This is a genomic window from Fulvimonas sp. R45 (assembly GCF_030504985.1).
Taxonomy (GTDB): domain Bacteria; phylum Pseudomonadota; class Gammaproteobacteria; order Xanthomonadales; family Rhodanobacteraceae; genus Rhodanobacter_A.
The window spans coordinates 39,612-56,810 of record NZ_JASERU010000019.1 but is presented as its reverse complement, the minus strand read 5'-3'; the positions used below and the strand labels follow the sequence as shown (position 1 = coordinate 56,810).

Below are 17,199 nucleotides of genomic sequence, written 5' to 3'. Positions count from 1 at the left end.
CACTGGCTCGCGCATGGCTGAGCGCCCGAGCGCTGGCGCGAGGGCCGGGGGTTGCTTGGCGAGGGACGAGCCTAGCAACGGGCTGGGGTGAGGGGCGGGTCTTGCCCCGAGGTCCATACGAAAGCGCGCTTTCGTCAAGCGCTGCCGCAAGATTGCCCCCTCACCTCGATCCTCTCCCCAAAGGGGAGAGGAAGAAAGGCGTGAGCATGCGAGTTCCTGCAACGCTCCATGCGAGGATTTGCAACGCCCCGTGCGCCCTCCGCCCTGTTCGCTGTGCCCCGTTTCGGCGATAATTGCAGGGATTTCAACCCATCGCGCCTTTCCCCCGCGGCGCCGGTTGACCGGTTCATTCCAAGGAGTTCCCCCATGAGCAAGACCATCGCGGTGATCCCGGGCGACGGCATCGGCCCGGAGATCATGACCGCCACGCTGCGCGTGCTCGACGCGCTGGACTGCGGCCTGAAATACGACTTCGTCGACGCCGGCATGGTGGCGCTGGAGAAGCACGGCGACCTGCTGCCCAAGGCCACGCTGGACAGGATCGGCGAGCACAAGGTGGCGCTGAAGGGCCCGCTGACCACGCCGATCGGCGGCGGCTTCACCTCGATCAACGTCACCCTGCGCCGCCACTTCGACCTGTACGCCAACGTGCGTCCGGCGGTGAGCTTCCCCGGCACCAAGGCGCGCTTCGACAACATCGACATCATCACGGTGCGCGAGAACACCGAGGGCGCCTACCTGTCCGAGGGCCAGACCCTGTCCGAGGACGGCGAGGTGGCCACCTCGCTGGTGCGCAACACCCGCAAGGGCGCCAGCCGCATCGTGCGCTACGCCTTCGAGCTGGCGGTGAAGAAGGGCCGCAGGAAGGTCACCGCGGTGCACAAGGCGAACATCATCAAGACCGCCTCGGGCCTGTTCCTCAACGTGGCGCGCGAGATCGCCAGGGAATACCCGCAGATCGAGTTCAACGAGATGATCGTGGACAACACCTGCATGCAGCTGGTGATGAAGCCCGAGCAGTTCGACGTGATCGTCACCACCAACCTGTTCGGCGACATCCTGTCCGACCTGTGCGCCGGCCTGGTCGGCGGCCTGGGCCTGGCGCCGGGCGACAACATCGGCGAGCACGCGGCGATCTTCGAGGCCGTGCACGGCTCGGCGCCGGACATCGCCGGCAAGGGCATCGCCAACCCCTGCGCGCTGCTGCTGGCGGCGGCCGACATGCTCGACCACCTGGGTATGGTGGCCAAGGGCGACAAGCTGCGCGCCGCGATCCGCGACACCATGGCGAACGACCGCGACAGCGTGACGCCGGACCTGGGCGGCAAGGGCAGCACCGAGAGCTTCGGCGCGGCCATCGCGAAGCGCGTCGCGGCCTGACCGTTCGCGGCACGACCACGCAAGGCCGCGGCATCGCCCGCGGCCTTGCCGTTTTTGGAGCGCACGCCGGTGGTTGCTAGCATGGGCGTTCCGAGCCTGCCGCCCGACCATCCGATGAACATCGCGTTCTGGGTCTATGTCTACATCGCCGCCGCCGTGCAAGCCGCGCTGCTCGCGCTGGCGCTGTGGCGCCGACCTGCCAACCGCGAGGCGAACCGGTTGCTGGCCGTGTGGGTGGCACTGGCTGGCGTCGACCTGGCGGTGAAGGCGGCCTACTGGCACACGCTGGCGCCGGAGTGGTTCCGCGCCTACCGCTTCGTGGCGCTGTTCCCGTTCCTCTACGGCAGCCTGTTCTTCCTCTACGTGCGGGCGCTGACCCGGGGGCGGGGCTTCCGCTGGCGCGACGTGCGGCACCTGCTCGGGTTCGCGGCGATGCTGCTGGCCACCGGGCACGTGCTGCTGGCGAGCCCGGCGCGGCTGCAGGCGATGTCGGCGCACTGGATCGCGGGCGAGCGGGCGATCGGCCGCTGGTTCGACATCGCGCTGTTCGTCTACAGTCTGTCCTACGTGGCGGCCGCGCTGGTCCAGGTGCACCGCTATCGCCGGCGCCTGCGCGAGCGGCGCTCCGACGCCGACCGCCTCTCGCTGCGCTGGATCGATACGATGGCCGCCTGCCAGGTGGTGATCTGGTGCATCGCCATCGTGCAGGCCCTGGTGTACCTGCCGATCCTCAACTACGGCCTGCTGTTCGGCGCCATCGCGGGCTGGATCTTCGTGATGGGCTGGTTCAGCCTGAACCAGTCGCCGGTGGCGGTCGAACCCGAGGTCGCCGCCGCCCCGGCGGGCGACGGCGATGAGGTGTCCGTCGCCGCCGCCGGGCCGGACGACGCCCGCTTCGACGCGGTGCAGGCGCGCGTGGCGGCGCTGATGGACGGCGCCGCCCCGCTGTTCCTGGAACCGGCGCTGACCATCGGCCAGGTGGCCAAGCGCAGCGGCTACCCCGAGTACCTCGTGTCGGCGGTGATCAACCGCCGCTTCGGCGGCACGTTCTGGGACTACGTCAACCGCCTGCGCGTGGAGGCGGCGCGCGCCTGCCTGGCCGATGCCGGCGACGCGCGCAGCATCCTCGACATCGCCTACGCCTGCGGCTTCACCTCCAAGTCCACCTTCAACGCCGCCTTCAAGCGCCAGATCGGCGATACGCCCAGCGCCTACCGCAAGGCGCAGGCGCTCACGGCGCCGGCCGGGCGTGCAGGGCCCGGATGATCGCCGCCACCAGGTCGCCGGTGTGGTCGCCGTAGTCCAGCGAGATGCCCATGCGCACCACCACGAGCTTTTCCGACGGCACGATCACCACATACTGCCCGAACGCGCCGCGCGCGTAGTACATGTCCTTCGGCAGCTGCGGCATGCCCCAGGGGGCGTTCCACACCGGCACCCGGGTGTCGTCCTTGATGTTCAGCCAGAAGCCCGCGCCGTAGCCCGTGTCCAGCGTCTGCGAATGGCTGTAGGCCACCCAGCCCGCGGGCAGGATGCGCTGGCCGTCGACCACGCCGTCGTCGAGGTAGAGCTGGCCGAAGCGCGCGAAGTCGCGCGCCGTGCCGTAGCTGCCGCCCGCACCGTTCAGGGTGCCGGTGGCGTCGGCCTGGATCAGCGTGTGCGCCATGCCCAGCGGCGCGAACAACTCGCGGCGCGCGAAGCGCTCGGCGGCCACGGCGCTGCCGCCGGCGGCGTCGGCGACGATGCGGCCGAGCAGCATATAGTCCAGGTTGCCGTAGGCCCAGGCGGTTCCGGGTGCGTGCGCCAGCGGCATCCTCGCCGCATAGCCGGCCATGTCGCGTTGCAGGAAGATCATGCGCGTCATCGGATTCGGCACGCCGTCGGTCTCGTCGAACGGCAGGCCGCTGTCCATGCGCAGCAACTGGTCGATGGTGACGGCGCGGTGCGGGTCGTCCGGCGACTGCCACGCGGCGATCGGCGCGGGCTGGTCCAGCCGCAGCCTGCCCTCGCGCACCAGGATGCCGACCAGCGCGTTGATCAGCGACTTGGTCACCGAATGCGCCCAGATCGGCGTGTCCGGACCATAGCCCGGCGCGTAGCGCTCAGCGATCAGCCGGCCGTCGTGCAGCACCACCACGGCCTTGGTGTTGCGCGGGTGCGCCGGGTCGGGCTCGGCGAAGGCACGCCCGAGCGCGGCGCGGATGGCCGGGTCGTCCGATGCGACCACACGGTCGGGAAACGGACTGGCGATGGGCGCGGGGGCGAAGCCGGCGGCTTCGGGCACCGGGCCGTCGCCATGCAGCAGCAGGCAGCCCAGCCCGGGACGAAACACGGCGCGTGCCTCGAAGGCGCCCAGCACGCTGGCGCTGGCCTCCTGCCGGGCCTTGTCGACGCGCCAGCGAACCGCCCAGGCGATGCTGCGCATTTGCGGCGCGTGCTGCTCGCGGAACACGCGGCCGGGATCGACATGGCTGACGAAGGCCGCGACGCACAGGCCGCGGCTGACCGAACCGGTGGCGATGCGCAGCAGGGGCCGGCCCGCGGTGCCCAGCCAGACCGCGCCCGCGAGCACGACGGCCAGCAGCAGGCCAAGGACGATTTTCAGGATGCGTGTGATCACGATGTTCTCCCCATGTTCCGAATATGCGGTGTCGCGGCGAGGGTGGGTGGTCGGATGGCGGGCCGGCGCGGCAGCAGTTCGCACGCGGCCAGGTTGAGCGGCCAGCACGCCCAGGTGGCGAAGATGTAGACGGGCAGGGGTGGCAGCTGCAGCGGGATGCCGGTGCCCAGGATCAGCCGCAGGGTCACCGCGGCGAAGGCGAGCGCGGCGAAGGCCAGGATGGCCAGGCCGCGCAGGAGCCTGGCGGGTCGTTCGTGCATGGGACGGTCCCCGGTCGTCGGAAGGAGCAGTCAGCATGCGGCGGCGCGCGTCCGGCCGCGTCCGGGGCGGCCGGACCGGACGGTCCGGCGCGCCCCGTGAGGTGCGATCCGGCGGTTTCGGACCTTCCCGATGCCTGCCGGATCCCGGTCCGGCCGGGTGGGGCGTACCCGGGCGGGTACGCCCGGTTCCTCAGAGCCTGTTCACGATCTCCAGGCGCCCCGCGCCGGGAGCTGTTTGCGCGCAGGCCAAGGAAGAGCCAGGGAGTGGACGTCCGTCCACGACTGAGCGGCTCTCAGGCTCTCAGTGCGCGGCGGGCTTGTAGTGGCCGCCTTCCGTGCGCACGGCGATATTGAGGCGGTTCCAGGTGTTGATCAGGCCGACCAGCAGGATCAGGTCGATCACCGCGGCGTCGTCGAAGTGCTGGTGCAGCCGCTCGTAGAGCGCGTCGGACACCGACTCGTGCGAAGGCAGCTCGGTGAGTTCCTCCGCGAAGGCCAGCGCGGCCTGTTCGGCCTCGCTGTACAGCTTGGTCTCGCGCCAGGCCGGCAGCAGGTACAGGCGCTGTTCGGTCTCGCCGGCGGCGCGGGCGTCCTTGCTGTGCATGTCGAGGCAGAACGCGCAGCCGTTGATCTGCGAGCAGCGCATCAGCACCAGTTCGACCAGCTTGGCGTCCAGGTGGCCGCGCGCGCGGATTTCCTCGCCGAGCTTGATCAGTGGCTGCATGGTGGCGTAGTGGCGCTGGATGGAAATGCGGGTCATGGGGAACTCCTGAGTGTGGGCGGATGGCGGCCGGAACGGGCCGTTCAATGCAAGGACGCGCCGGCTTCCGGATTCGTTACCGTCGCCGCCAGCTTCGCCAGCTTGCCCGGGTGGCGCAGCGCGTGGATGGCGGTGATGCGCTCGCCGTCGCCTTCGACCCAGATCGCGGTGGTCAGCGTGTTGCCGGACCAGGCCAGCAGGGTCGGCGCGCCGTTGAGCATGAGCAGGCCGTAGCGCAATGGCTGCAGGCGGGTGTTGTGGGCGATCTGCAGGTACAGCCGCGCCAGCCGCTCGGCGCCGTGCAGCGGATGCAGGGTGGCGGCGACCACGCCGCCGCCGTCGCTGATGTGGATGGCGTCCTCGGCGAACAGCGCCTGCAGCGACTCCAGCGTGGGCCGTTCCATGGCCGCCACGAAGCGCTGCAGCAGGCGCTGCTGGGCGCGCGCGTCGACGCTGAAGCGCGGGCGGTCCTCGCGCAGCCGTGCCCGGGCGCGGTGCACGCGCTGGCGGCAGGCGTTCTCGGCGATGCCGAGGATGGCCGCCGCCTCGGCGTGGCTGTAGTCGAACACCTCGTTGAGCAGGAAGGCAGCGCGCTCGTCCGGGCCCAGCCGCTCGAGCAGGGTGAGGAAGGACAGCGTAAGGGTCTGGTCGCGCTCCAGCATCGCCTCGGGCGTGTCGCTGCCCGCATCCCCGGCCGGTGCGGTGTCGTCCACCAGCGGCTCGGGCAGCCAGGGGCCGGGGTAGTGCTCGCGCTCGACCTTGGCGCGGCGCAGGCGGTCCAGCGCCAGGCGGGTGGTCACGGTGACCAGCCAGGCCTCGGGGTCGTCCAGTGCGGCGGTGTCCTGCGCGTGCCAGCGCAGCCAGGCGTCGTGCAGCACGTCCTCGGCGTCGGCCGGCGTGCCGAGCATGCGGTAGGCCAGCCCGAACAGGCGCGGCCGGTGTTGCTGGAACAGGGCGGTTTGCGGGTCCATGGTGCGGCTTCCTGCGGGAGTTGCCTGTAGGACGCGCCAGGATGCCCGGGCGTTACAGCCTCAGCGGAAGAACGGCCAGGGTGCCAGGAAGACCAGCCAGAGCAGCACCAGCATGCCGAGGTACTTGAGGGCGCGGAACAGCTTCGGGTACTTCTTCTTGAAGGCGCGGTTGCGCTCGCGGCCGCGCTGGTTGAGCGCGAACATGCGGTTGACGAAGCCGGTCTTCTCCTCCGGCGACTCGGTGTTGGGCGACGCGGTGATCTTGCCCATGAACGCCCCCACGCGGTGGTTGATCGCGCTCATCCAGCGCGTGCGCAGTGGGCGTTCCACGTCGGCGAACAGGATCACCCGGGTCTGGTCGGTCGTGTTCTCCACCCAGTGCACGTAGGTCTCGTCGAACACCACGTCCTTGCCGTCGCCCCAGGCGTGCTCCTCGCCGTCGACGAAGATGCGGCAGTCGCGCGAGTTGGGCGTGATCAGGCCCAGGTGGTAGCGCAGCGAGCCGGCGAACGGGTCGCGGTGCGGGTTGAGCTTCGATTGCGGCGCCAGCGTGGCGAACATCGCCGCCTTGATGCTGGGGATGGACTTCAGCAGCGCCACGGTCTGCGGGCACAGCGCCTCGGCCGAGGCCAGCGGTTCGCCGTACCACTTCAGGTAGAAGCGCTTCCAGCCCTGCTTGAAGAAGCTGTTGAAGCTGGCGTCGTTGCCGTTCTGCGCCGCGCGGATGTGGCCCTCGTCGAACAGCGACAGCGCCTCGTCGCGGATGGTCCGCCAGTTGGCCTGCAGCAGGTCGAGCTGGGGGAAGCCGCGGCGGTCCAGGATCGGCCGCGCCGGCACCGCCGAGAACGCGTACATCAACAGGTTGTAGGGCGCGAAGATGGCCGAGTGGTCCACCAGCTGGCGGTCGAAGCGCAGCCGCGCCCGCCCGCGCAGGTGCACCAGCAGCACGCACAGCGCGAAGGCCAGCAGCACGTAGAGGACGATGAAGCGGGGACTGAGGAAATCCATCGGCGGGCGGCCCGGGAAACTGCCGGAAGGCAGCTACGGAGTATGTGGCCGCCCCGCCCCAAGTCAAGCGGGGGGCGACGACGCGGCGGACGCCGGGTGCCGGCGTCAATGCCGAAGCACGCAGGCCTCGCCGCCGCCCGGCCGGTAGCCACGGGCCAACGCGCGATGTACGTACGCGGCGGCGCGACGCGCGGCGGTGCGCGGGGCGCGCCCCTTCGCCAGTTCCGCCGCGATAGCGGAGGCCAGGGTGCAACCGGTGCCATGGCCTTCGCACGACAGGCGCGGATGATGGATGTCCAGCCGCCCGCGCGCGTCGTACCAGCGGTCCACCACCACGCGGCCGCGGGCGTGTCCGCCCTTGAGCAGCACGGCGCGCGCGCCCAGCGCCAGCAGCGCCTCGCCGGCGTCGTCGAAATCTCGCGGCGTCTTCAGTACGCAGCCGAGCAAGGCTTCCGCTTCCGGCAGGTTGGGTGTGAGCACGTCGGCCAGTGGAATCAGCTCCTTCGCCAGCGCCGCCACGGCATCAGCGGCCAACAGGCGCGCGCCGCTGGTGGCGATCATCACGGGATCGACCACCAGCCAGGCCGGCCGGCGGCGGCGCATCTCGCGCGCCACCAGCCGCACCGCGGCGGCGCCGCCCAGCATGCCGGTCTTCACCGCGCCGACGGGGAAATCGTCGAACACCGCGGCGATCTGGCTGCGCACGTGCGCCAGCGGCACCGCGTGCACGGCGGTCACGCCGCGGGTGTTCTGCGAGGTGATCGCGGCGATGGCGGACAGGCCGTGCACGCCGAGCGCATGGAAAGTCTTGAGGTCGGCCTGGATGCCGGCGCCGCCGCCGGAGTCGGAGCCGGCGATGGTGAGGGCGATGGGGGGCGCGGCGTGGGGCGTTTGCATTTGAGCGGTCGAGGTTGGTCGTGGCTTCGTGCGTGGCGGTTGCTGGATGACCAGCCCTTCGGCTGTTGAAAAGCGCCTCCGGCCTGCGCCGGAATGACGATCAAGAACGGTGCCCGATGACGGCGAACCTCATGTCCGTCATTCCGGCGCAGGCCGGAATCCAGCCACAGCAGCGCCGGGTAAAGGTCGCGCCATTCGGGGTTCTCGCCTTCGATCAGTCGCAGTTTCCATACCCGCTTCCATTCCTTGAGCCGCTTCTCGCGCAGAATGGCCGACTCCATCGTTTCATGCAGTTCATACCAGACCAGCTCATGGACGCGGTAGCGCGAAGTGAAGCCCTGGGTGACCTCGTTGCGGTGCTGCCAGATGCGCTTGACCAGGTCGCTGGTCACGCCGATATAGAGCGTGCCATTGTGCTTGCTGGCAAGCATGTAGACGCAAGGTTGTCGCCGATCCATGGCGCGGTCTCCACTGGACGCCGGCCTGCGCCGGCATGACGAAAATGGCTACAACGCCTCCGACGCGAAATCCGCCAGCCGCGAACGCTCGCCCCGGCGCAGCGTGATGTGTGCCGAATGTTCCCACTGCTTGAAGCGGTCCACCGCATAGGTGAGGCCGGAGGTGGTCTCGGTGAGGTAGGGCGTGTCGATCTGCTCCACGTTGCCCAGGCAGACGATCTTGGTGCCCGGGCCGGCGCGGGTGATCAGGGTCTTCATCTGCTTGGGCGTGAGGTTCTGCGCCTCGTCGATGATCAGGTAGCGCGACAGGAAGGTGCGCCCGCGCATGAAGTTGAGCGAACGGATCTTGATGCGCGAGGCGAGCAGGTCGTTCGTCGCCTGGCGGCCCCAGCTGCCGCCTTCCTCGGGATTGGCGAGCACCTCGAGGTTGTCGGTGAGCGCGCCCATCCACGGCGTCATCTTCTCTTCCTCGGTGCCGGGCAGGAAGCCGATGTCCTCGCCGACCGAGACCGTGGCGCGGGTCATGATGATCTCGCGGTAACGCTGCTGGTCCATCACCTGGGCCAGGCCGGCGGCCAGCGCCAGCAGGGTCTTGCCGGTGCCGGCGGTGCCGAGCAGGGTGACGAAGTCCACGTCCGGGTCCATCAGCACGTTGAGCGCGAAGTTCTGCTCGCGGTTGCGCGCGGCGATGCCCCACACGCTGTGGTTGGCGTGGCTGTGGTCGTCCAGCAGCACGAGGGTGGCCTGCGGTTCGTCGCCCGCGTGCAGCACGCGCAGCTCCACGCTGTTTTCGCCCGGCAGGTAGAGGCACTGGTTGGGATGCCAGTCCTCGTCCTCGCGGCGCTCGAGCTTGTAGTAGGTGCGGCCGTGCTCGTTCCAGGATTCCACCTCGGGGTGGCGATCCCAGAAGTCCTCGGGCAATTCGGCCGAGCCGGTGTAGAGCAGGGCGAAGTCGTCCAGCGCGCGGTCGTTCTCGTAGTCCTCGGCATGGATGCCGTAGATCTTTGCCTTGATGCGCAGGTTGATGTCCTTGGTGACCAGCACCACCGAGCGGTCGGGGTTCTGGTCGCGCAGTTCGATCACCGCGGACAGGATCTGGTTGTCGGCCTTGCCGTGGCCGTTGCTGGCGCGCTGCTGGAAGTACAGCTTGCCCACCGCCGCGCCGCGCTTGAGGTTCACCCCCTGCGGGTTGGACAGGTCCAGCCCGTTGCTGATGCCGTGGCCGTTGCCGCGCTCGATCAGCTCGTTGAGGAAGCGGCTGACCTGGCGTCCGTTGCGCGAGACTTCCGAGCCGCCCTTCTTCTTCTCGTCCAGCTCCTCCAGCACGGTCATCGGGATGAACACGTCGTGTTCCTCGAAGCGGAACAGCGAGGTGGGGTCGTGCAGCAGCACGTTGGTGTCCAGGGCGTAGATGCGCTTGCCTTCGGTCATGCGGAAGCGGCCTCGCGTGAGGTGTGGGAAGGGGGGCGCGGCATGCGGGATGCCACGGCGGAGAAAGCGGCGGAAGGACGGGTCACCGGGCGGGAATGGCGTCGAGCACGGCCTGGGCGTGGCCAGGCACCTTCACGCCGCGCCATTCGGCGGCGAGCCTGCCGTCTGGATCGATCAGGAAGGTGCTGCGCACCACGCCCATGTGGCGCTTGCCGTAGAGCACCTTCTCGTGGATCACGTCGAAGGCCTTGCACCAGGCCTCGTCCGCATCGGACACCAGCGGGAACGGAAGTTCCTGCTTGGCGGCGAAGTTGGCGTGGGACTTCGCCGAGTCGCGCGAGACGCCGACGACCTCGGCGTGGCGCTTGCGGAAGGCGGGGTAGAGATCGCGGAAATCCTTCGCCTCGTTGGTGCAGCCCGGGGTGGAATCCTTCGGGTAGAAGTACAGCACCACCCATTGGCCCTTGAGGTCGGCGAGCTTCAGCGTGCCGCCGTCGCCGGTGGCGCCACTGAGGGCGGGAACTTTCTTTCCGATGTCTGGCATGGTCTCTCCGGAAACCCGGCGGGGTTTCGCCTGTGTGCGGGGCAGAGACTAGCGCGATGAACGTGACAGGCGACAGCCTTGCCAGGCCTGTCGAGCAGGAGCATCCTAGAATTTCACCGGGTCCATGATCGCGTCCAGGTTCAGCCCGTCGCAGAACTCCAGGAAGTCGTCGCGCACGGCGGCGATATGCAGTTCGGCGGGAATGCCCACGGTGAACTGCGCCTGGAACATCGCGGTGCCCGTCTGCATGGCGTGGTAGCGCATCGCGCCCAGCTGCTCCACGCTGATCTCCAGGCGGCTGAAGAACTCCACGATCTTCGCCAGGATGCCCGGGCGGTCGGCCGACACCACTTCCACCAGGTACGGCAGCAACTGGCCGCTGGGCTGGCGCGGCTCGGTGCGGTAGTGCACCAGGTGCAGATCGTCGTCGCGGCCGAGCTTGGCCAGCGCCGTCTCCAGCTTGGCCACCGCGTCCCAGGCGCCGGTGGCCAGCAGCATCAGCGAGACGTCGTCGCCGATGGTCGATACGCGTGCGTCGGCGAGGTTGCACCCGGCGTCGGTGATCTTCCGCGACAGCGCGATCAGCGGTGCGCGTGCGGAGGGGGTAAGGGTCTGGATCAGCAACTGGTGGTCGTTGCCGGCGCGGTTGGAAGAGCGGTTCAAGGGCGTGGCCTGTTGCAGGTCCCGCACGGCGTGCGGGCGATGGGCGGCGATACCGAGCTTACTTGTCCGTTCGGCGGGCCCGCAAGTAACATGTGAAGCCTGTTTTCATGCGGAAAACGCAATGAACATGCACGGCAGCATCTGCGCGCTGGCCACCCCGTTCGCGGCCGACGGATCGCTCGACCTGGCGGCGTTCGGACGGCTGCTCGACCACCAGCTCGCTGGCGGCACCCAGGCGCTGGTGGTGGCCGGCTCCACCGGCGAGGCGCACATGCTGGAGCACGACGAGTACGAGCGCCTGCTGGCTTTCGCGGTGGAGCGCGTGGCCGGCCGCGTGCCGGTGGTCGCCGGCACCGGCGAGGCCGGCACCGCCAAGACGGTGGCGCTTACCCGCCGCGCCCGCGAACTGGGCGCCAACGCCGCCCTGGTGGTGGCGCCGTTCTACGTGCGTCCTACCCAGGAAGGCATGCGTCGGCACTTCATGGAGGTGGCCGAGCACGGCGGCCTGCCGGTGCTGCTCTACAACGTGCCGTCGCGCACCGCTTGCGACCTGCTGCCGGACACGGTGGCGAAGCTGCGCATCCATCCGGCCATCGTGGGCATCAAGGAGGCGCGCGGCGACGGCGAGCGCATCCGCGCCATCGCGGAACTTGCGGGCCCGGATTTCGTCTATCTGTCCGGCGACGACGCCACGGCCGGCGAGGCGATGCTGGCCGGCGCGGCCGGTACCATCTCGGTGGTGGCCAACCTGGTGCCGAAGGCGTTCCGCGCGCTGTGCGACGCGGCTACCGGCGGCGACCATGCGGGGACGGCCCGTTGCCGGGCGGCCCTGGCGCCGTTGCTGGAGGCGCTGGAATGCGCGCCGAACCCGATCGCGGTGAAGGCGGGCCTGCCGGAGCTTGGACTGGGATCGGCCGCGCCGCGCCTGCCGCTGGTGGAACTGGAAGAAGGCCCCGCGCGGGCCCGCCTGCGCACGGAACTGGCGACTCTGGCATCCTTGGCGGACGCCGCCTGACGCGGCCGCCCGACTTATCCTTACGGAATACGACTCCATGAAGAAAACCTCGCTCGCCGTTGCCCTGCCTGCCCTGGCGCTCGCCGGCCTGCTGCTGTCCGGCTGCGGCATGTTCCGCTCGACCAAGGCGTGGGAAACCGCCAAGCAGGAGTCGCCGCTGGAAATCCCGCCGGGCCTGGACACGCCCTCGGCCAGCGAGGCGCTGGTGATCCCGCCCCCGGGCGCGAACCAGCCCACCGCGAACGGCGCCACCGCCAGCACGGGCGTGGGCGGCGGCGTGATCGCCGACGGTTTCGTGCTGTCCGCGGGCGTGGCCGACACCTACGCCCGCGTGGGCCAGGCGCTGGAAGCCGGCGACATCGGCAAGGTGGTCGCGCACGACGACACCGCGCACACCTACGCGCTGGAAGTGGTCGCCTCCGCGGACGCCGCCCAGAAGCGGGGCTTCTTCAGCCGCATGTTCCACCGCGGCGACAAGGACGGTGCCGCGCCCGGCGCCGCTCCACACCAGGTCCAGGTCAGCGTGGACGCCAGCGGCGAGGGCGCCAGCCAGGTCCGTGCGCAGGGCAATGCCGCGGCCGTGGCCAAGGTGGTCGACGCGCTGCGCTCGCGCCTCGGCGGCAAGTAGGCCGTTCGCCCGCGGGCATGAAAACGCCGCCTGTGGGCGGCGTTTTCGCGTCCGGAGCCGGGAAGTGTCGCGCCGGGCGCATGTCGCTTCCGTGCGTTTTCTTGCCAGTGCCATTCCGGCGCGCGATTCCGTTCGATGTGTCCGCCGTTCCCGTTGCGGATGCGAAAACGCCACCCGGCGGGTGGCGTCGATGCGGTGCTGCGGGAGTCAGGTGTTTCAGCGCTCGAGCAGGCCCAGCTTGTTCGGCTTGCCGTCCCATTCCTTCGCGTCGGCCGGGGCGTCCTTGCGCTCGGTGATCACCGGCCAGGCCTTCGCCAGCTCGGCGTTCAACGCCACGAAGCCTTCCTGCCCGGCGGGCACGTCGTCCTCGGGGTAGATGGCGTTGGCCGGGCACTCCGGCTCGCACAGGGTGCAGTCGATGCACTCGTCCGGATCGATGGTGAGGAAGTCGGGGCCTTCGTGGAAGGCGTCGACCGGGCAGACCTCGACGCAGTCCGTGTACTTGCACTTGATGCAGTTGTCGGTGACGACGAAGGTCATGGCGGTTCGGCTCTGGAGCGAAGCGAAGCCAGCGCTCTCGTGAAGAGTGCGGCCATGGATGGCCGCTTCTGGCCTGGCCGACGGTCAGGAATTGCAGGTACCGGGACCCTTCCAGACAACGGCGACCATGGATGATCGCACAGAATAAATGGCGCTCCCAACGAGGTTCGAACTCGTGTTCCCGCCTTGAGAGGGCGGTGTCCTGGGCCACTAGACGATGGGAGCGTCTTGCCGCGAGGCGCGGTAGTATAGCCGAATTGTTTCGCCCGGCAATGCCCCCGTGCGACATTGCGCGCGTGCGCATCGTCGCCGCGTGCCGCGCGCCGTTGCACGGCGCCGCGGCCGTTGCCACCGCCTGCAACAAGAACCGGGCAGATCGCCCGCAAGGATTCTGACCGCTTGAACTCCAAGGCAAGGACCGACGTCGCGCCCGCGCTGCGCATCATCCCGCGCGAGCAGCACATCATTTCCCGCAAGAACATCAGCAAGGCCGCGCTGCGCGTGCTGTACCGGCTCAACGAGTCCGGCTACGACGCGTTCCTGGTCGGCGGCGCGGTGCGCGACCTGCTGCTGGGCGGCAAGCCGAAGGATTTCGACGTGGCCACCAACGCCACGCCGGACGAGGTGAAGAAGCTGTTCCGCAACTGCCGCCTGATCGGCCGCCGCTTCCGCCTCGCGCACGTGGTGTTCGGCCCGGAGATCATCGAGGTCGCCACCTTCCGCGGCACCGGCGAGGAGGAGGGCGCGGAGGGCGAGCGCCACATCGTCGACGGCCGCATCGTGCGCGACAACGTATGGGGCAGCATCGAGGAGGACGCGCTGCGCCGCGACTTCCGCGTCAATGCGATGTACTACGACATCAGCGACTTCTCCGTGCGCGACTACGTCGGCGGTATGCAGGACCTGGAAGACCGCGTGCTGCGCCTGATCGGCGACCCGGCCACGCGCTACCGCGAGGACCCGGTGCGCATGCTGCGCGCGGTGCGGCTGGCGGCCAAGCTCGGCTTCCGCATCGACGATGCGGCGTCGGCGCCGTTCGCCGAGCTCGGCGTGCTGCTGGCCGAGGCCGCGCCGGCGCGGCTGTTCGACGAGTCGCTGAAGATGTTCCTGGCCGGCTACGGGCTCCAGAGCTTCCGCATGCTCGAGCAGTGCGGCCTGCTGAAGTTCATGTTCCCCGCCACCGCGCGCGCGCTGGAACGCGGCGACGAGGCGCTGCGCGCGCTGGTCGAGCAGGGCCTGGCCAACACCGACGAGCGCGTGGCCGAGGGCAAGTCGGTGACGCCGGCGTTCCTGTTCGCGGTGCTGCTGTGGGGCGAGGTGCGCGACCTGGCCTATGCCTGGATGGAACAGGGCATGGACAACAACGAGGCCTGGGCGCGCGCCGCGCTGCGCGTGGTGGGCGAGCAGTGCCAGCGGGTGGCGATCCCGCGCCGGTTCACCTTCACCATGGAGGAGATCTGGTCGCTGCAGCCGCGCTTCGAGCAGATCCAGCGCAAGAAGGTGTTCCGCCTGCTGACGCACCCGCGCTTCCGCGCCGCGTTCGACTTCCTGCTGCTGCGCGCGCACGAGTCGCCGGCGGTCCGCGAACTGGGCCAGTGGTGGGCGCACGCACAGCAACTGCCGCACGAGACGCTGGCGGCCGCGCTGCCCAACCACAGCGGCGGCACGGCCGAACCCGCCGCGCCGGCGGCGCGCAAGCGTCGCCGCCGGCGCCGTCCATCCGGCAAGCCGGGAACGACGTGACGACGGCCTACGTCGCACTGGGCGGCAACCTGGGCGATCCGCGGCGCCGCGTGCCGGCGGCGATGGATGCGCTGGCCGCTTTGCCCGGCACCCGCGAACTGGCGCGCTCGCGGCTGTACCTGACGCCGCCGTGGGGCGTGCTGGAACAGCCGCCGTTCGTGAACGCGGCGATGGCGCTGGACACGTCGCTGCCGCCGCATGCGCTGCTCGACGCGCTGCTGGCGATCGAGCGCGACGCCGGCCGCGTGCGCGCCGAACGCAACGGCCCGCGCACGCTGGACCTGGACCTGCTGCACATGGACGGCGTGGTCCTGCGCGACGAGCGCCTGGTCCTGCCGCACCCGCGCATCGCCGAGCGCGCCTTCGTGCTGCTGCCGCTGAACGACATCGCACCGGCTCTGGAGCTGCCCGGCATGGGGCGCGTGGACGCGCTGCTGGCACGCGTGGATGCGTCAGGGTGCGAAGCGCTGCCTTGAGCCTCCGCGGCCCCGCGCCGGATAATCGACCATCCCCCCGCTGACGACCCAGGAGCACGCCGTGTACGTGCACAACGCCGATACCCCCGCGCGCAAGCCGGTCACCGTGCCCGGGCTGCATGCGATGAAAGCCGAGGGCCGGCGCATCGCCGTGCTGACCGCCTACGACGCCAGCTTCGCCTGGCAGCTGGAGCGCGCCGGCGTGGACGTGGCCCTGGTCGGCGACTCGCTGGGCATGGTGATGCAGGGCCACGGCAGCACGCTGCCGGTGACGCTCGACCAGATGGTCTACCACACCACGATGGTGTCACGCGGACTGGAGGCCACGCTGCTGGTCGCCGACCTGCCGTTCATGGCCGACCGCGACGTGCCGCACGCGCTGGAAGCCGGCGCGCGGCTGGTGGGCGAGGCCGGCGCGGCGATGGTGAAGATCGAGGGCGGCGCGCCGCACGTGCTCGACGCCATCGCGGCCTTGACGGCGCGCGCGATCCCGGTCTGCGCGCACCTGGGCCTCACCCCGCAGTCGGTGCACAAGTTCGGCGGCTTCCGCATCCAGGGGCGCGAGCAGGAAGCGGCCGAGCGCGTGCTGGCCGAGGCGCTGGCGGTGCAGGCCGCCGGCGCCGACCTGCTGGTGCTGGAAGGCGTGCCGACGGCGCTAGGCGAGCGGGTGACGAAGGCGGCGGGGATCCCGGTGATCGGCATCGGCGCCGGCCCGCACTGCGACGGCCAGGTGCTGGTGATCCAGGACATGCTCGGCATCACCCGCGGCAAGCGGCCCAAGTTCAGCAAGGATTTCCTCGCCGGCCGCGGTTCCGTGGCGGCGGCGATCGAGGCCTACGTGGCCGACGTGCGCAGCGGCGCCTTTCCGGCGCCTGAGCACTGCTTCAACTGACCCCAGGCAGGTTCATCCATGCAAACGGTACAAGACGTCCCCGCCCTGCGCGCCGCGGTCCGCGGCTGGCGCGCGCAAGGGCAGACGGTGGGCCTGGTGCCGACCATGGGCAACCTCCATGCCGGGCACCACTCGCTGATCAAGCTGGCGCGGGCGCGCGCCGATCGCGTGGTGGCCAGCGTGTTCGTCAACCCCACCCAGTTCGGCCCCAACGAGGACTTCGAGCGCTACCCGCGCACGCTGGCGCAGGACCAGGCCGGTCTTGCCGAGCACGGTTGCGACTTGTTGTTCGCGCCCGAGGTGGCGACGATGTACCCGTTCGGCGCCGCGCACGGCGTGAGCATCCACGTGCCGCAGGTCACCGACACGCTGGAAGGCGCGCACCGGCCCGGTCATTTCGACGGCGTGGCCACCGTGGTGTGCAAGCTGTTCAACCTGGTGCAGCCGGACCTCGCCGTGTTCGGGCAGAAGGATTACCAGCAGCTCAAGGTGATCGAGCGCATGGTGCGCGACCTGTCGCTGCCGGTGAAGGTGTTGGCCGCGCCCACCCAGCGCGCCGACGACGGGCTGGCGCTCAGCTCGCGCAACCAGTACCTGTCGGCGGCGGAGCGGGCGCTGGCGCCGCAGATTCACGCCACCCTGGTGCAGATGCGCGAACTGGTCGGCAAGGGACATGCGCGGCGCATCGTCGAGGAAGCGGCGCACTCGAAGCTGGAGCGTGCGGGCTTCGTGCCCGACTACGTGGTCATCCGCCGCGCGGAGGACCTGTCCGAGCCCGCCGACGGCGAGCGCGAGGGCCTGGTGGCGCTGGTCGCCGCCCGCCTCGGCGCCACGCGCCTGATCGACAACTTGCCCTTCGATTGAACCGGCCCCATCTGTCGGGCGAAGATGGCGATGTTGCGGCGCAACGTCG

18 protein-coding genes, 1 tRNA gene and 1 pseudogene are annotated in these 17,199 nt (G+C 70.0%); 8 read left to right on the top strand and 12 right to left on the bottom strand.

Annotated features, from left to right (window positions below):
* Positions 1-366 precede the first annotated feature (366 nt).
* Together QMK61_RS14955 and QMK61_RS14950 are read left to right on the top strand one after the other, a co-directional pair.
* On the top strand, positions 367-1,380 hold the full coding sequence (locus tag QMK61_RS14955) for an isocitrate dehydrogenase (protein ID WP_302073027.1): 1,014 nt from the start codon (positions 367-369) through the stop codon (positions 1,378-1,380).
* An 81-nt stretch (positions 1,381-1,461) separates the two neighbouring features.
* A complete protein-coding gene (locus tag QMK61_RS14950) occupies positions 1,462-2,646 on the top strand; it encodes a helix-turn-helix transcriptional regulator (protein ID WP_302073026.1) in 1,185 nt (394 codons plus the stop codon).
* Here the strand turns inward: QMK61_RS14950 and QMK61_RS14945 are convergent.
* The 10 genes and pseudogenes from QMK61_RS14945 to QMK61_RS14900 all read right to left on the bottom strand — a co-directional run bounded on the left by QMK61_RS14945 (position 2,612) and on the right by QMK61_RS14900 (position 10,992).
* A complete protein-coding gene (locus QMK61_RS14945; RefSeq protein ID WP_302073025.1) occupies positions 2,612-4,000 on the bottom strand; it encodes a serine hydrolase in 1,389 nt (462 codons plus the stop codon). The two genes, QMK61_RS14950 and QMK61_RS14945, sit on opposite strands and share 35 nt — an antisense overlap.
* Positions 3,997-4,260, bottom strand: a complete 264-nt coding sequence (locus QMK61_RS14940) for a hypothetical protein (protein WP_302073024.1) — start codon at positions 4,258-4,260, stop codon at positions 3,997-3,999. The genes QMK61_RS14945 and QMK61_RS14940 overlap by 4 nt, the downstream gene beginning before the upstream one ends.
* A gap of 301 nt (positions 4,261-4,561) precedes the next feature.
* Complete coding sequence (locus QMK61_RS14935; RefSeq protein WP_302073023.1) at positions 4,562-5,020, bottom strand: carboxymuconolactone decarboxylase family protein; 459 nt, start codon at positions 5,018-5,020, stop codon at positions 4,562-4,564.
* Positions 5,021-5,064: 44 nt separating this feature from the next.
* A complete protein-coding gene (gene sigJ / locus QMK61_RS14930; protein WP_302073022.1) occupies positions 5,065-5,991 on the bottom strand; it encodes an RNA polymerase sigma factor SigJ in 927 nt (308 codons plus the stop codon).
* A 60-nt stretch (positions 5,992-6,051) separates the two neighbouring features.
* Positions 6,052-6,975, bottom strand: coding sequence for an aspartyl/asparaginyl beta-hydroxylase domain-containing protein (locus QMK61_RS14925; RefSeq protein ID WP_302073037.1), 924 nt, complete (start codon positions 6,973-6,975; stop codon positions 6,052-6,054).
* Positions 6,976-7,104: 129 nt separating this feature from the next.
* Entirely contained in the window at positions 7,105-7,896 is a 792-nt protein-coding gene (thiD, locus tag QMK61_RS14920) for a bifunctional hydroxymethylpyrimidine kinase/phosphomethylpyrimidine kinase (RefSeq protein ID WP_302073021.1), read from the bottom strand.
* Positions 7,897-8,063: 167 nt separating this feature from the next.
* Positions 8,064-8,354: pseudogene (locus tag QMK61_RS14915) on the bottom strand (GIY-YIG nuclease family protein); the annotation flags it as partial.
* 48 nt (positions 8,355-8,402) lie between these two features.
* On the bottom strand, positions 8,403-9,785 hold the full coding sequence (locus QMK61_RS14910; RefSeq protein ID WP_302073020.1) for a PhoH family protein: 1,383 nt from the start codon (positions 9,783-9,785) through the stop codon (positions 8,403-8,405).
* Between the two features lie 82 nt (positions 9,786-9,867).
* On the bottom strand, positions 9,868-10,329 hold the full coding sequence (locus QMK61_RS14905; protein WP_302073019.1) for a peroxiredoxin: 462 nt from the start codon (positions 10,327-10,329) through the stop codon (positions 9,868-9,870).
* A 105-nt stretch (positions 10,330-10,434) separates the two neighbouring features.
* The gene (locus QMK61_RS14900) at positions 10,435-10,992 is read right to left on the bottom strand and encodes an ACT domain-containing protein (protein WP_302073018.1); all 558 of its coding nucleotides are present in this window, start codon (positions 10,990-10,992) and stop codon (positions 10,435-10,437) included.
* A gap of 121 nt (positions 10,993-11,113) precedes the next feature.
* Between QMK61_RS14900 and dapA the strand changes: the two genes are divergently transcribed.
* Positions 11,114-12,007: a 4-hydroxy-tetrahydrodipicolinate synthase gene (dapA, locus tag QMK61_RS14895; protein ID WP_302073017.1), complete on the top strand. Its 894-nt coding sequence runs from the start codon at positions 11,114-11,116 to the stop codon at positions 12,005-12,007.
* Positions 12,008-12,044: 37 nt separating this feature from the next.
* Entirely contained in the window at positions 12,045-12,635 is a 591-nt protein-coding gene (locus QMK61_RS14890; protein WP_302073016.1) for a hypothetical protein, read from the top strand.
* A 216-nt stretch (positions 12,636-12,851) separates the two neighbouring features.
* On the opposite strand, the gene fdxA is transcribed toward QMK61_RS14890, so the two are convergent.
* Together fdxA and QMK61_RS14880 are read right to left on the bottom strand one after the other, a co-directional pair.
* Positions 12,852-13,175, bottom strand: a complete 324-nt coding sequence (gene fdxA / locus QMK61_RS14885; protein WP_302073015.1) for a ferredoxin FdxA — start codon at positions 13,173-13,175, stop codon at positions 12,852-12,854.
* Between the two features lie 149 nt (positions 13,176-13,324).
* Positions 13,325-13,400 (bottom strand) — tRNA-Glu (locus QMK61_RS14880).
* Between the two features lie 174 nt (positions 13,401-13,574).
* On the opposite strand from QMK61_RS14880, the gene pcnB reads away from it, so the two are divergent.
* The 4 genes from pcnB (at position 13,575) to panC (ending at position 17,150) form a co-directional block, all read left to right on the top strand.
* Positions 13,575-14,918 (top strand): polynucleotide adenylyltransferase PcnB, encoded by a 1,344-nt coding sequence (gene pcnB / locus QMK61_RS14875; protein WP_302073014.1) that lies wholly within the window; start codon positions 13,575-13,577, stop codon positions 14,916-14,918.
* Positions 14,915-15,394, top strand: coding sequence for a 2-amino-4-hydroxy-6-hydroxymethyldihydropteridine diphosphokinase (folK, locus tag QMK61_RS14870; protein WP_302073013.1), 480 nt, complete (start codon positions 14,915-14,917; stop codon positions 15,392-15,394). The genes pcnB and folK overlap by 4 nt, the downstream gene beginning before the upstream one ends.
* 61 nt (positions 15,395-15,455) lie before the next feature.
* Entirely contained in the window at positions 15,456-16,286 is an 831-nt protein-coding gene (gene panB, locus QMK61_RS14865) for a 3-methyl-2-oxobutanoate hydroxymethyltransferase (protein ID WP_302073012.1), read from the top strand.
* Positions 16,287-16,304: 18 nt separating this feature from the next.
* Positions 16,305-17,150 (top strand): pantoate--beta-alanine ligase, encoded by an 846-nt coding sequence (gene panC / locus QMK61_RS14860; RefSeq protein WP_302073011.1) that lies wholly within the window; start codon positions 16,305-16,307, stop codon positions 17,148-17,150.
* Positions 17,151-17,199: the final 49 nt, after the last annotated feature.